At 67.5% G+C, this 14,458-nt stretch carries 11 protein-coding genes; 4 read left to right on the forward strand and 7 right to left on the reverse strand.

Going from position 1 to position 14,458, the window contains the following annotated elements; all coding sequences use genetic code 11:
- Positions 1–86 precede the first annotated feature (86 nt).
- The 7 genes from pgl to tkt all read right to left on the reverse strand — a co-directional run bounded on the left by pgl (position 87) and on the right by tkt (position 10,642).
- Positions 87–821, reverse strand: a complete 735-nt coding sequence (gene pgl, locus HLH36_RS00800; RefSeq protein ID WP_182984621.1) for a 6-phosphogluconolactonase — start codon at positions 819–821, stop codon at positions 87–89.
- A complete protein-coding gene (locus tag HLH36_RS00805; RefSeq protein WP_182984622.1) occupies positions 821–1,639 on the reverse strand; it encodes a Cof-type HAD-IIB family hydrolase in 819 nt (272 codons plus the stop codon). Before HLH36_RS00805 ends, pgl begins: the two co-directional genes overlap by 1 nt.
- 137 nt (positions 1,640–1,776) lie before the next feature.
- Positions 1,777–2,619, reverse strand: a complete 843-nt coding sequence (locus HLH36_RS00810) for a Cof-type HAD-IIB family hydrolase (protein ID WP_182984623.1) — start codon at positions 2,617–2,619, stop codon at positions 1,777–1,779.
- Positions 2,616–4,148: a glucose-6-phosphate dehydrogenase gene (zwf, locus tag HLH36_RS00815; protein ID WP_182984624.1), complete on the reverse strand. Its 1,533-nt coding sequence runs from the start codon at positions 4,146–4,148 to the stop codon at positions 2,616–2,618. The genes HLH36_RS00810 and zwf overlap by 4 nt, the downstream gene beginning before the upstream one ends.
- A 294-nt stretch (positions 4,149–4,442) precedes the next feature.
- Complete coding sequence (gnd, locus tag HLH36_RS00820; protein WP_182984625.1) at positions 4,443–5,438, reverse strand: phosphogluconate dehydrogenase (NAD(+)-dependent, decarboxylating); 996 nt, start codon at positions 5,436–5,438, stop codon at positions 4,443–4,445.
- 111 nt (positions 5,439–5,549) lie between these two features.
- A complete protein-coding gene (locus HLH36_RS00825; protein WP_182984626.1) occupies positions 5,550–8,417 on the reverse strand; it encodes a bifunctional transaldolase/phosoglucose isomerase in 2,868 nt (955 codons plus the stop codon).
- A 116-nt stretch (positions 8,418–8,533) separates the two neighbouring features.
- Positions 8,534–10,642, reverse strand: a complete 2,109-nt coding sequence (gene tkt / locus HLH36_RS00830; protein WP_182984627.1) for a transketolase — start codon at positions 10,640–10,642, stop codon at positions 8,534–8,536.
- 403 nt (positions 10,643–11,045) lie between these two features.
- On the opposite strand from tkt, the gene HLH36_RS00835 reads away from it, so the two are divergent.
- The 4 genes from HLH36_RS00835 (at position 11,046) to HLH36_RS00850 (ending at position 14,303) form a co-directional block, all read left to right on the forward strand.
- The gene (locus HLH36_RS00835) at positions 11,046–12,113 is read left to right on the forward strand and encodes an MBL fold metallo-hydrolase (protein ID WP_182984628.1); all 1,068 of its coding nucleotides are present in this window, start codon (positions 11,046–11,048) and stop codon (positions 12,111–12,113) included.
- A 33-nt stretch (positions 12,114–12,146) separates the two neighbouring features.
- Positions 12,147–12,695, forward strand: a complete 549-nt coding sequence (locus HLH36_RS00840; protein WP_182984925.1) for an ankyrin repeat domain-containing protein — start codon at positions 12,147–12,149, stop codon at positions 12,693–12,695.
- A gap of 107 nt (positions 12,696–12,802) precedes the next feature.
- A complete protein-coding gene (gene hisC, locus HLH36_RS00845; RefSeq protein ID WP_182984629.1) occupies positions 12,803–13,873 on the forward strand; it encodes a histidinol-phosphate transaminase in 1,071 nt (356 codons plus the stop codon).
- A gap of 166 nt (positions 13,874–14,039) precedes the next feature.
- Positions 14,040–14,303 (forward strand): hypothetical protein, encoded by a 264-nt coding sequence (locus tag HLH36_RS00850; RefSeq protein ID WP_182984630.1) that lies wholly within the window; start codon positions 14,040–14,042, stop codon positions 14,301–14,303.
- Positions 14,304–14,458: the final 155 nt, after the last annotated feature.

Consider the following 14,458-nt stretch of genomic DNA (forward strand, 5'->3'; position numbering starts at 1 on the left):
CTGTTCCCTTTCCGGAACCTGCCGGCGGTACCGGCGGTTCTCTTATCCTTATCCAATTGCCCCCTGACTGCGGGGAGCGGTGATCGTCATACGCCAGCAGCCGCCTTGTCCACCAGCCAGGTCAGGTCGCCCTCGGTCGTGATGTGGCTGGCGGGTTCCACCGGATCGCCGGCGCGTACGCGGGCGAAGACTTCGCGCTTGCCCGCGCCGGCCAGCATGAAGACCACGTGCCGGCTGGAATGGATGGCCGGATAGGTCAGCGTCAGGCGGGTATGGGGGGCGTCGTCGGGCACGCAGGTGGACACCCACAGCTTGCGCTCCTGCAACACCGGCTGGCGGGGGAAGAGCGAGGCGGTGTGGCCGTTATCGCCCAGCCCCAGCAGCACGACATCGAACAGCGGGCGGCCGGGTTGCAGGTCCGCCGCGCCGTAGAGTGCCTGCAAGGCCGCCTGGTAGCGCGCGGCGGCATCGGCCGGGTCGCCGTCGGTGGGCATGGGATGCACCTGCGCCGGCGGGATGGCGACATGCGACAGCAGGGCTGCCTGCGTCATGGCGTAATTGCTGGCCGGATCGGAAGGCGGCACGAACCGCTCGTCGCCGAAGAACAGGTGGGTGCGCGCCCACGGGAAGCGGGTGGCATAGTCCGCCGAGCCCAGGATTTCATACAGCCGCCTGGGCGTGGACCCGCCGGACAGCGCGACCACGAACGGACCATCCGTCTTGGCCAGCGCCTGCCCGGTCAGCCATTCGGCCATATGGCGGGCGATCGCCTCGCCATCGTCCAGCACGACCACCCGGCCGTTCGTCACATCATGACCCATTACGAATCCTCTCCGAGAATATAACGCTCGACCCCCACAGCGAACCCTTCCTCCTCGGACGAGGTGGTGACATGGGTGGCCTGCGCCTTGACCTCATCCGACGCCTGGCCCATCGCGATGGACAGGCCGCTGGGGCGGAACATCAGCACGTCATTGGGCTGGTCGCCCAGTGTGGCGATCTGCGCCGCCGGGATGCCCAGCAGCCGCACCAGCGCCGCCACCACGCCGCCCTTGTTGGCATCGTGGTGCGTGACATCGACATAATAAGGCTGCGACCGCGCGGCGGAGGCCGCATCGCCCAGCGCCTGCTGCAGATCGTGCTCGACCCGCTTCATCAGGTCCAGATCGTCGGAGACGCCGGTGATCTTGACCACCTGGTCCAGCGCCGCGCCCACATCCGCGACCTTGGGCGGGAATTTCACCGTCCATTGCTCGCGCGCCACATGCGGGGCTTCGGCGTTGGAGACGATCCAGTCATTGCCGTCATAGACCCAGGGGTCGACCTGGTGGTCGCGCAGGATCTCCAGCGTGCGGCGGGCGACCTGCGGCGTGAGCGTGTGGGATTCGATCACCGAATAATCGGGGCGCACGATCATGCCGCCGTTGAAGCCGGCGATCGGCTGGTCGATCCGCAGCGGGTCGATGACCATCTTCATGCCCAGCGGCGGGCGGCCGCTGGTGATGGTGAACAGGATGCCCTTCTCGCGCAGCCGCTCCACGGCCCGGATCGCGCGCGGGGTGAGGATCTTCTCACGCGTGACCAGGGTGCCGTCGACATCGGCCAGTACCAGCCGGATTTGACCTGCTTCAGTTCCCATTCGCCTGCGCTCCGTGAAGATCGGGCTCTGCCCGAACCCGGAAGGGGACAATCGTCCCCTTCACCCCTGTTCGTTGCCCGACAATTGGTTTCCAAAGGCGACCGCCTTTGGTGGGGTGCGGGGCAACGCCCCGCGAATCAGGCACGAGGAAGAACATAGTCGTGCATCGCCTGCGCCCAGCCGCTTTGGGTGTTGGGGCCGGTTACGAAATGGGCGTGGGTCTTCACCGCGTCGGGGGCGTTGCCCATGGCGATGGCGACGCCGGCTTCGTCGAGCATCGGCACGTCGTTGTTCATGTCGCCGATGCACGCGACCTCGCTGATATCGACCTCCATCAGGCGGGCCAGTTCCATGGCCGCGTAGCCCTTGTTGGCCTGGGGGTGGGTGATATCGAGATAGTAATCCGACGACCGGTGCACGCTGGCATGGCCGGCCAGCAGGGTGGCCAGCCGGGCCTCGGCTTCGGCAAGGCGGGGATAGTCCGCCGAGGCGCCCATGATCTTGCCGACATCATGATAATGGCCGGTGAAATCGGGCACCACCACCGGCTCGGTCCGCACCGTCTCGCGCTCGCGCGCCACATAGGGGCCGTGGGGGTCGGTGATCAGCCAGTCGCGGCCGATGAACAGCCAGGCGCTGACCTCGTCCTGATGCAGCGCACCGACGGCCTCGCGCGTTGTCGCGGGGGCCAGCGACAGGCGGGAGAGGATGGTGCCGTCGGGCCGTGCGACCAGCCCGCCATTCAGCCCGGCATAGGGCGTGTCGATGCCCAGCGGGCCGAGGAACATCTCCATCCCGCGCGGGGCGCGGCTGCTGACCAGGCACAGCGTGATGCCCGCCGCGCGCAGGGCCCGCGCGGCCTCCAGCACCGGGTGGGTCAGGCGCTTGTCGGGTGTGACCAGCGTGCCGTCGATGTCGGAGACCACCAACCGCACACGTCCGGACGGGCCGGGACGCTGCGGCAATCCGGGCGCGCTCATGCCCCCAGCGCCAGCCAGTGGCGGCCGTCGCGGGCCAGCAGGGCGTCGGCCTCGACCGGGCCGGACGAGCCGGCGGCGTAGGCGCAGAGCGGTGCGGCGCCGACATGCGCGCCCCAGTCCAGCGCCGGCTGGACGACCTGCCACCCGGCTTCGATATTGTCGGCGCGCTGGAACAGGGTCGCGTCTCCGATCAGGCAATCGTAGATCAGCGTTTCGTAGCCGGTGCTGGGGCCGTCGCTGAACCATTCGGAATAATCGAACTTCATCCGCACGCCGCCCAGGCGCACGGTCGGGCCCGGCACCTTGGCGCCGAATTGCAGCGTCACGCCCTCGGTGGGCTGGATGTGCATGGTCATGATGTTGGGGGTCAGCCGCTCGACCGGCGTGTCGCGGAACAGCGCGTAGGGCGCGTGGCGGAAATGGATCGCGATCTCGGTCCGGCGCTCGGCCAGGCGCTTGCCGGTGCGCAGGTAGAACGGCACCCCGGCCCAGCGCCAGTTATCGACCGCCAGCTTCATCGCCACATAGGTTTCGGTCTGCGAATCCCGCGCCACGTCGGGCTCGTCGCGATAGCCGGGGACGTCCTCGCCGCCCAGGGTGCCTGCGACATACTGGCCGCGCACCACGTCGTCGGCGCCCACGCAATGGGCGGCCTTCAGCACCTTCGATTTCTCGTCGCGCACCGCGTCGGCGTCGAACGAGACCGGGGCTTCCATCGCCGTCATGGCCAGGAGCTGCATCAGGTGGTTGGGCACCATGTCGCGCAGGGCGCCGGTGCCCTCGTAGAAGCGGCCGCGCCGCTCCACGCCCACGGTTTCGGCCGCCGTGATCTGGACATGGTCGATATTCTGCCGGTTCCACAGGGGCTCGAAGAACCCGTTGGAGAAGCGCAGGGCCAGGATGTTCTGGACCGTTTCCTTGCCCAGATAATGGTCGATCCGATAGATCTGCCGCTCGCGCAGCACGCCCAGCAGGCGGCGGTTCAGCTCCCGCGCCGATTGCAGGTCGTGGCCGAAGGGTTTTTCGACGATCACGCGGCGGAAGGTGCCGTTGGCCTCGGTCACCAGGCCGGATTCACCCAGGCGGTCGCTGATGGCGCCGAAGAAGCGGGCGGCGACGGCCAGGTAGAACACGGCATTGCCCGACCCGATCCGCTCGCTGAGGGCGGCGTAGGTCGATGCGTCCTCGAACGAGCCGCGCAGGTAGGAAATCCGGCTGCTCAGCCAGGTCCACATATCCTCGCGCAGGGTGGCGGCGGCGGTGCCGCGCCGGGCCACGAATTCCTGCAATGCCTCGTTGAACTGCGCGCGCAGTACCTCGTCGGACAGATCGGCCCAGTCCACGGCGACGATCGAGAATCCCTCATCCAGCAGTCCGGCACAGGCCAGGTTGTAGATGGCGGGCACCAGCAGGCGCTTCGTCAGGTCGCCGCCGCCACCGAAGATGACGAAGACGCATGACGGGGCACGCCGTGGCGGAGGGCTGCTCCCTTCGATCTCGGAGGACGCGGACGCGATGATTCCATCCATATGGGGCGTTTCCCTGCACTGTTTCCATCTGGTGTTGGGGACACTGAGGGTTCTGCTAAGGATCTCTTCTTTTTCTGAAGAAAAAGAAGCAAAAAGACTTTTATCCGTTCAGGAACATCGTGTGTCCCCAGCACAAGGCTGCTGAACGAATCAAAAAGTTTTTTGGTTCTTTTTTTCAAAAAAGAACGAAGACCGCCGCCCTTCGTCGTTGGTCCACAACATGATCATTCTTCTTCTGCCTGCCTGTGGAACGCATTCCACAGGCAGGAGCTTACCGTTCCCGAAAGACTGGTCTTACTTTTTCTCGACATGCCCGCCGAAGCCGAAGCGCATGGCGGAGAGGATCTTCTCGGCGTAATTGTTACCGGTGCGCGAGCGGAAGCGCGTGAACAGCGAGGCGGTGATGACCGGGGCCGGCACCGATTCCTCGATCGCGGCTTCCAGCGTCCAGCGGCCTTCGCCGGAATCCGCGACTTCGCCGGTGAATTCGGACAGAGACGCGTTCTTGGCCAGCGCCTCTGCCGTCAGATCCAGCAGCCAGGAGGAGACGACGCTGCCCCGGCGCCAGACTTCGGCGATGTCGGCCATGTTCAGGTCGAAACGCTGGTCCTCGGGCAGGAGCGGCGAGTTCTTGGTCTTCATGATGTCGAAGCCTTCGGCGAAGGCCTGCATCATGCCGTATTCGATGCCGTTATGGACCATCTTCACGAAATGGCCCGAACCGGCGGGGCCGCAATGCAGATAGCCCTTCTCGGCGCGGGGATCGAGGTCCGGCTTGTCGCGATCGGGGGTGGGGGGCACGTCGCCCTTGCCCGGCGCCAGGGCGTCCAGGATCGGGTCGATATGGTCGGCCGAATCCTTGGTGCCGCCGTACATCATGCAATAGCCGCGCTCCAGGCCCCACACGCCGCCGGAGGTGCCGACGTCGATATAGTGGATGCCCTTTTCCGCAAGCTGGGCGGCGCGGCGGATATCGTCCTTGTAATAGCTGTTGCCGCCGTCGATCAGGATATCGTCTTTTCCCAGCAGGCCGGCCAGTTCCTGCACCGCTGCCTCGGTGATCTCGCCGGCGGGCAGCATGACCCATACGATCTTGCGCGCGGCCGTCAGCTTGCCCACCAGGTCGGCCACGCTGTCGGCGGCGATGCCGCGCCCGCCTTCGGTCCGGTCGCGGACCTTGCCCACCGTGGCGGGATCGCGGTCGAACAGGACCACGTCATGTCCGTGGCGCGACAGGCGGACGGCGATGTTGCCGCCCATGCGGCCCAGGCCGATGATGCCGATTTGCATAATGTTACGTCTCCATGGCGCGGAACGACGCCGCGCATAAGCCAGCCCCCGGACGAGTCTTCATGAAACCGGGGGTGCCCCGCCCGCGTGGCGGGCGGGGCCGTCCAGAGTTCAGAGGGCGGCGCCGATCGCCTGGCCCAGTGCCCGCAGGCCCGATGCCAGATCGCCCGTGATGTGCACCCGCAGCGCGCGCCGGCCGCGTTCGGCCAGGACGTCGAAATCGCCCCGCGCCTGCGCGGCCTTGACGATGCCGAACGTGTATTTCTCGCCCGGTACCGGCAGGTCGGCCACATCGTCCGCCGTGATCTGCAGGAACACGCCGCTGTTGGGCCCCCCCTTGTAGGCCTGCCCGGTCGAATGCAGGAAGCGCGGTCCGAATTCCGCCGCCGTCGCCACCTTCAGCGCGTCGCGGATGGCCAGGCGGGTGGCCTGAATCCATTCGATGGTGGCGGCATCGCGCTCCACATAGGCCAGCAGGCCGACATAATCGCCCGCGCCGACCCGGCCGAAATGGGCCTTGAGGATCTCGGCCGTCGAAGCCCCCTTGAGCGCCGCCGCATTGGCCGCGTCGGCGAAGAAGGCAAAGGCGCCATCGGTCGCGAACGGGGTTTCCGCCGGCAGGGTGCCGGTTTCGTTATAGGCGGTCGTCAGCTTCTTGGTTTCGACCTTCGAGGCCTCGACATCCGGCTGGTCGAACGGATCGATCCCCAGGATCGCGCCGGCGACGGCGGTGGCGAATTCCCAGCGGAAGAATTCCTGCGCGATCTGGCGCGGATGGTGCAGCGTGATCGTCACCACCGGCTCGCCGGCCGCGACCAGGGCGCGGATCGCCTCGTCCTGCCCGGCGTCGGGCTTGGAGGCCAGGCGCAGATAGGCGAAGACGCGATCCTTGCCGTACAGCGCGGGCGCGCCCAGCGTTTCCTGATCGATCGGCACAAGACCCTTGCCGATCTTGCCGGTCGATTCCGCAATGAGCTGTTCCAGCCACGCGCCCAGATCGTGGATGCCGGGCGAGGCGACGATGGTCACCTTGTCACGGCCGAACTGCGTGGCGGCGACACCCAGCACGGTGCCCAGCAGCACGCCCGGATTGAGCGTCGGCGGCACCGAGGCGGCGGAGGCGCGGACGCCATAGAGCGCGCTGTCCAGGAATTCCTTGAGCGCCACGCCGGAGGCGGCGGCCGGGACGATGCCGAAATTCGACAGCACCGAATAGCGGCCGCCGATTTCCTTCTCGCCGTAGAAGATCTTCCAGAACCCGTCCTTCTTCGCGACATCTTCCATGTGCGAGCCAGGATCGGTCACCGCCACGAAATGGCTGCCCACCTTGTCGCCCAGCACCTTCTTCGCGGCTTCGAAGAAATAGGCCTTGAGGATGTTGGGCTCCAGCGTGCCGCCCGATTTGGACGAGACGATGAACAGCGTCTTCGCGAGATCGATCTTCTTTTCGAACGCGCGGATCTGCTGCGGGTCGGTGCTGTCGAGCACGTAGAGGTGCGGGAAGCCCACATGCTTGCCGAAGGTTTCGGCCAGCACTTCCGGACCGAGGCTCGATCCGCCCATGCCCAGCAGCAGGATATCGGTGAAGCCCTTGGCCTTCACCTCGGCCTGGAAGGCTTCCAGCGCCGGCAGGCCGGCCAGGCGGTCATCGACGATGCCGAGCCATTTCAGCCATTTGGCCTCGTCCTTGCCGGTCCACACCGTGGCGTCGCGCGCCCAGATGCGGCGGACGGTGCCGTCCTGGCGCCAGGATTCGAGGCTGGCCTTCACCGCCGTGTCGATCTCGGCCGGCAGGTCCAGCTTCGTGTCGGTCAGATGATCGCCCAGCAGCGCGTTCTGCTTGCGCGCGACCGTGCCCAGCAGGTCGTCGAACGCATCGGCGAACGAGGCCACGCCTTCATCGACCAGCGTGACGGTCACGCCGGCCAGGTCCAGCCCCAGGCGCTCGGCCTCGGCCAGCACGTGGCGCGCGCCCTCGACATCCTCGGTCAGCGAGGCGCGGACCTTGCCGTGGTCGCGGAAGGCATCGAACGTCGCGGGCGGGATGGTGTTGACCGTCTCGGGCCCGATCAGTTCCTCGACATACAGCACGTCGCTGTAGGCCTTGTCCTTGGTACCGGTGCTGGCCCACAGCAGGCGCTGCGTCTGCGCGCCCAGCGCCGCCAGCTTCTGCCAGCGCTCGGACTTCGTGACCTCCTGCCAATGGACATAGGCCAGCTTGGCGTTGGCGATGGCGACCTTGCCGCGCAGGGCCTTCAGGGCCTCGGCGTCCTTGTCGCCGGCGGCCACGCGCTGGTCGATCTTCTTGTCGATCTTGCCGTCGATGCGGCTGACGAAGAAGGAGGCGACGCTGGCGATGCCCGAAACCGGCAGCCCCTTGGCGTGGCGGTCTTCCAGGCCCGCGATATAGGCTTCCAGCACCGCCTTGTAGGCGTCGAGCGAGAAGAGCAGCGTGACGTTGATGCTCAACCCGTCGGCGATGACGGTGCGCACGGCGGGCGCACCCTCGTCGGTGCCGGGGATCTTGATCATCAGGTTGCGGGCATCGACCGCCTTCCACAGGCGGCGGGCCTCGTCGACCGTGCCATGCGTGTCGCGCGCCAGGTAGGGCGAGACTTCGAGGCTGACATAGCCGTCCAGGCCCTTGGTGGCCTCATAGACCGGGTACAGGACCTTGGCCGCCGCCTTGATGTCGTCGATGGCCATGGTCTCGTACAAGGTGCCGGCATCGACGATGCGATGGGCGAGGATGTCCTTGTATTGCGGGTCGTAATCCGTGCCCTGGCCCATCGCCTTCTGGAAGATGGCGGGGTTGGAGGTCACGCCCTTCAGCCCGTCCTCGTCCACCAGCTTCGTCAGGCTGCCATTCTCGGTATACGACCGCTGGATGAAGTCCAGCCAGGGGGACTGGCCGAATGATTCGAGCGCCTTCAGCGGATTGGCGCTGCCCTGCACACCCGCCTTGTGTACGACGTTCATGGTGTTGCTCCTTACAGATTCATGGCGGGCGATGGCCGGCGCCGGGCCGGCCATCCCCGTCTCTTTCCGATCAGTCCGGGCCGGGCCGCCCCCTCGCCGGGGGCGGCCACGGGTGATCATTTGGCCAGCAGCGCGCGGGCCTGTGCCAGCACGGCGTCGACCGTGAAACCGAACTTCTTCATCAGGGCGCCGGCCGGGGCGGAGGCGCCGAAACCATGCATGGCGATGATCGCGCCCTGCGGCCCGACATAGCGGTCCCAGCCGATCGGCGACGCCATCTCGACCGCCACGCGGGCGGTGACGGAGGGCGGCAGCACGCTGTCGCGGTATTCCTGCGGCTGGGCCTCGAACAGGTCCCACGACGGCATGGACACCACGCGCGCCTTTACCCCCTCGGCCTTCAGCGTCTCGTACGCCGCGACCACGAGGCTGACCTCGCTGCCGGTCGCCATCAGGATGATGTCGGGCGTGCCGTCGCTGTCGGCCAGCACATAGGCGCCCTTGGCCAGGCCGGAGGCCGGGGCATAGACGCTGCGGTCGAGCGTCGGCAGGTTCTGGCGGCTGAGGATCAGCACCGACGGGCGGTCGGTCATCGGGATCAGCGTGCGCCAGGCCTCGGCGACCTCGTTGGCGTCGGCCGGGCGCAGGGTGGTCACGCCCGGCGTGGCGCGGAGCTGCACCAGCTGCTCGATCGGCTGGTGGGTCGGGCCGTCCTCGCCCACGCCGATCGAATCATGGGTGAAGATATACACCACCGGCTGGTTCATCAGCGCCGAGAGGCGGATCGGCGGCTTCATGTAATCCGAGAAGATGAGGAAGCCCGAGCAATAGGCCCGGATGCCCGCCAGCGAGATGCCGTTGCAGATCGAGCCCATGGCATGCTCGCGCACGCCGAAATGCAGGTTGCGCCCGCCATAGGTGCCGTTCCATTCCGGCGGCTGGAACGCGCCCGCGCCCTGGAAGGTCAGGTTGGTCTTGGTCGAGGGCGACAGGTCGGCCGAGCCGCCGATCAGCCACGGCAGGTTCGGCGCGATGGCGTTCAGCACCTCGCCCGAACTCTGGCGCGAGGCCACGCCCTTGGCGCTGGCCTCGTAGGTCGGGATGTCCTTGTCCCAGCCGGCGGGCAGGCTGCCGGACAGGATGGCGTCCAGTTCCTTCGCCAGGTCCGGATATTCCTTGGCGTAGGCGGTGTACAGCGCCTTCCACCGCGCGCTGGCCGCGGCGCCGCGGGCGCCCAGCCCCTTCTGGAAACAGGCCTGCGCGCCGTCGGGGACGTAAAACGTTTTCTCTTCAGGCCAGCCGTAAGCCTTCTTGGCGCCGCGGATCTCCTCGTCACCCAGCGGCTCGCCATGGGCCGAGGCGGTGCCGGCCTTCTTGGGGGCGCCGAAGCCGATGACGGAATGGACGATGATCAGGGTCGGGCGGCTGGTCTCGGCCTTGGCGTCGGCCAGGGCGGCCAAGAATGCCGCCTGGTCGTTGGCATTGCCGACCTCCAGCACGTGCCAGCCATAGCCCTCGAAGCGCTTGCCGACATTCTCGGTGAAGGCGATGTCGGTCGAGCCTTCGATCGAGATCCGGTTGCTGTCGTAGATCCAGGTCAGGTTGCCCAGCTTCAGGTGGCCGGCGGTCGAGGCGGCCTCGCTGGCCACGCCTTCCATCATGTCGCCGTCACCGCAGAAGGTGTAGACATGATAGTCGAACAGGTCGAAGCCCGGCTTGTTGAAGCGTGCGGCCAGCCATTTCTCGGCGATCGCCATGCCGACGGAATTGCCGCAGCCCTGGCCCAGCGGGCCGGTCGTGGTCTCGACGCCCGCCGTGTGGTGGTATTCCGGATGGCCGGGGGTGCGGGAGTCAAGCTGGCGGAACTGCTCGAGGTCCTGCAGCGTCAGCGCCGGGGCGTCCAGCACCCTGCCGTGCTTCACGTCGCGCACGCCGGCCAGGTAGATCAGCGAATAGATGAGCATCGACGCGTGACCGATCGAGAGCACGAAACGGTCGCGGTTCGGCCACAGCGGGTCGGCCGGGTCGTAGTTCAGAACGTTCTGCCACAGCGCGAAGGCGGGGGCCGCCATGGCCATCGGCGTGCCCGGATGCCCCGAGTTCGCCTTCTGGACGGCATCCATCGACAGCGTGCGAATGGTGTCGATGCACAGCAGGTCCTCGGCGGACGGCCCAGCCGCCCCACCCTCGAACGCCCGGACGGGCTGGGTGATCATAGAACGCATTAAACCATCTTCTCCGTATGGGGGTGACCCTGTCTCGCTCATCTGACCGGGCTCCGCGCCCGACAACCGCGCCATGCGTCAACGCGCATGGCAGCGGACAAGCTTCGTCACAGATGGGCGGGCGATTACCCGTCCATTGGGACCTTGTTCTTCATATTTTTGTCATCCGGTTATGGTCTTGACAGTCAGACCGGATGAAAGAACCGGGGCAACCTTCTCACGGTCTCCCCTCCCTGGGCAAGTCGCCTCGCAACTCCGGAGCGGCCACAGGCATTAGAGCGCCCCTGCGCGGCAGGTTTCCAGTACCGGATATTCACGAATCCTCGACCGGTTTTCCGAAACGCGGATTTTCCACGCGAGGCCGGACAGGCCATAAGAGAATTTGGGCAAAAGGAGACCGCCTATGCCGCCATCCCCCCTTCCGATGTCGGATCATTGCGATGGGCGCCGATTCTTCAATCCGGCCTCCATCCTGCCCGTGCCGCCGCGCGCCCGGCATGTCGGGCTGGGAGAGATCCTGCGCTGGCAGTGGCGCCGGCGGCGGCTGCCCGCCTGGTCCGCCCCGCCCCCGCCGCCGCCCGCGGGCGATCCGCATGCGCTGCCCGACCCCGGCACCGCGCATGTCACCTTCATCGGGCACAGCACCTTCCTGCTGCGCCTGCCGCGCGCCGGCGGCACGGCGCTGACGGTGCTGACCGATCCGGTGTTCTCCGACCGCTGTTCGCCCGTCCGCTGGGCCGGGCCGCGCCGCGTGCTGCCGCCGGGGCGCGGGCTGGACACCCTGCCCCGGGTGGACCTGGTGCTGGTGTCGCACTGCCATTACGACCATCTGGACCTGCCCAGCCTGGCCGCGCTGGGCCGCCGCGACGCGCCCGCCGTCATCACCGCGCCGGGCAATGCGCGCCATATCCGCAAGGCGGGCCTGCGCGACATCGTGGAATGCGACTGGTGGGAGAGCCATGATTTTGGCGGGATGCGCATCACCAGCACCCCGGCGCGGCACGGGTCGGCGCGCACGCCCTTCGACGCCAACCGGGCGCTGTGGTGCGGGTTCGACATCCGCCCGGCCAGCGAGGGGCCGGCGCCCTCGGTCTTCTTTGCCGGGGACAGCGGCCATGGGCGCCACTGGGCGCAGATCCGCGCACGGCTGGGCGCGCCGGATATCGCGCTGCTGCCGGTCGGTGCCTATGACCCGCGCTTTCTGATGGAGCCGGTGCATGTCACCCCCGAGGAAGCGGTCTCGGCCCTGATCGACCTGGAAGCCGGGCAGGCGGTGGGCATGCATTACGGCACCTTTCGCCTGACCGACGAACCCTATGACGAGCCGTTGCGCCGGCTGGCCGTCGCCCGTGCGGCCGCCGGGCTGGCGGCGGAGCGGTTCGTGGAACTGGGCCATGGGGAATGCCGCGTCATGGCCGCCGGGCGGGCCGTCATGCATCGCGGCCTCGCGCCACAGGGCGCCAGCGGCTAGAACCCGATCCAGATGACCCGCAGCGAGGCCGCGATGACCCAGACCGATCACGAAACCCCGAATGCCCCGGTGGATGAAGACGCCGCGTCCTTCACCCCCGAACAGATCGCCCGCCTGTTCCTGGACGCCGCGCGCGACGGCCAGGCCGACCTGGTGGCCAGCTTTCTCGCAGCCGGGATGGACCCCGATACCCGCAACGAGCGCGGGCATTCGGCACTGATCCTGGCGGCCTATAACAGCCATGCCGATACCGTCGCCGCCCTGCTGGCCGGGGGCGCCAGCGTGGACCTGCGCGACGACAAGGGGGCGACGGCGCTGGCCGGCGTGGCCTTCAAGGGCGATCTGACGGTGGCGCGGCAACTGATCGCAGCCGGGGCGGCGATCGATGCGCCGAACCATGCCGGGCGCACGCCGCTGATCTTCGCCGTGATGTTCAACCGGGGCGCCATGGCCGCCTTCCTGCTGGAGAGCGGGGCCGACCCCGACCTGCGCGACAGCGAAGGCAACAGCGCGCGCCTGCTGGCGGCGCAGTTGGGACTGGCCGACGTCACGGCCCTGATGCCGCCCCCGCCAGCCGCCTGACGGCCATGCCGGACGGGACGTTTCCGTCCGGCGCCTGTTGGATTAGAACGAACGCGGCCCGGCACCCTGCCGGGCCATTTCCATGCCCTGCGTCAGCGGAACCCGTCATGAGCCGTTTCTGGAGCCCGATCGTCCACAGCCTGACGCCCTATGTCCCCGGCGAGCAGCCGAAGCTGGCGAACCTGATCAAGCTCAACACCAACGAATCGCCCTATGGGCCGTCGCCCGCCGCGCTGGCGGCCATTCGTGCCGCCGCCGACGACACGCTGCGCCTGTATCCCGACCCGGCATCGGACCGGCTGCGCGCCGCCATCGCCCAGGCGCATGGGGTGGGGATGGAGCATGTCTTCGTCGGCAACGGGTCGGACGAGGTGCTGGCCCATACGTTCCAGGCACTGTTGCAGCATGACGCGCCGCTGCTGACGCCCGACATCACCTACAGCTTCTATCCGGTCTATTGCGGGCTGTACGGCATCGCGCACCAGCCGGTGCCGCTGGATGAGGCGATGCGCGTGGATGTGGAGGCCTATCGCCGCCCCTGCGGCGGTATCGTGCTGCCGAACCCCAACGCGCCCACCGGCATCGCCCTGGGGCTGGACGAGATCGCGACCCTGCTGCGCGCCCACCCCGAGCGGGTGGTGGTGATCGACGAGGCCTATGTCGATTTCGGCGCCGACAGCGCGATTCCGCTGGTGCGCCAGCACCCCAACCTGCTGGTGGTGCGCACCCTGTCCAAATCGCACGGCCTGGCGGGGCTGCGCGTGGGCTATGCGATCGGCCAGCCGGACCTGATCGAGGCGCTGAACCGCGTCAAGGACAGCTTCAATTCCTATCCGCTGGACCGTCTGGCCCAGGCTGGCGCGGAAGCGGCGATCGCCGATCGGGAATGGCTTGCGCAAACCACGGGAAAGATCATAGAAACGCGAAGCGGGCTGGTCTCCAGCCTGAAGAATCTGGGGTTCGAGGTCCTGCCCTCGCAGGCGAATTTCGTGTTCGCCCGCCATCCTGATCGTGACGCCGCTGCCCTGGCCGCCGCCCTGCGGGAGCGGTCGATCATCGTGCGTCACTTCAGGACACCCCGGATCGCGGAATGGCTGCGCATCACGGTGGGCACCGACGAGGAATGTCGGAGCCTGGCCGAGGCGCTGAAAGCCATCCTGAACCGAAACGCGGACTGACCGCCGATCCGCCACCGGATACGGGCCCATGGCCCCCGGTGGGGGCGCCGTGCGGCCAGGGACTTCTTGTACCCGCTCATGGCCGTTCGCGCGTCTGGCGCGTTTCTTTATCTCTGCCCGGGCCCGCCCGGCCGTTTTTCATTTTTTTCACATGGACACCACCATCATGCGCGCATTTCACGGCCAGATGTCCGATAACCAGCCGATCCGGCGCACGCACGCGGAAAAGCAGAAGCAACTGCGCGACCTGCGCGAGACGCTCGCGACCATGAAGTCGCACACCGCCCCCACCCTGCGCGAGAGCGTGCAGAAGCGCATCCGCCAGCTTGAAGCCGAGCTGGCCGCCGCCCCGGCGCTGAAAGAATCCAACGCCGGCCCGCGCAACCCGCGCCCGACCGGCGGCACGCCGCGCCGTCCGCGTTCGATCTGATACCGGCTGAGGCTTGGGTTAGCCCCACAAGGGCGTTGCCCCTGAACCCACCAAAGGGCAGTCCCCTCCGTTGGCATTCCATCGGCCGTTCCGGCCGACGGAACCTTGGCCAACTCCGCCCTTTGGAAACCCATTCGTTGTCAGATGATTGGGAT

The sequence above is a fragment of the Gluconacetobacter aggeris genome (assembly GCF_014174395.1).
Taxonomy (GTDB): domain Bacteria; phylum Pseudomonadota; class Alphaproteobacteria; order Acetobacterales; family Acetobacteraceae; genus Gluconacetobacter; species Gluconacetobacter aggeris.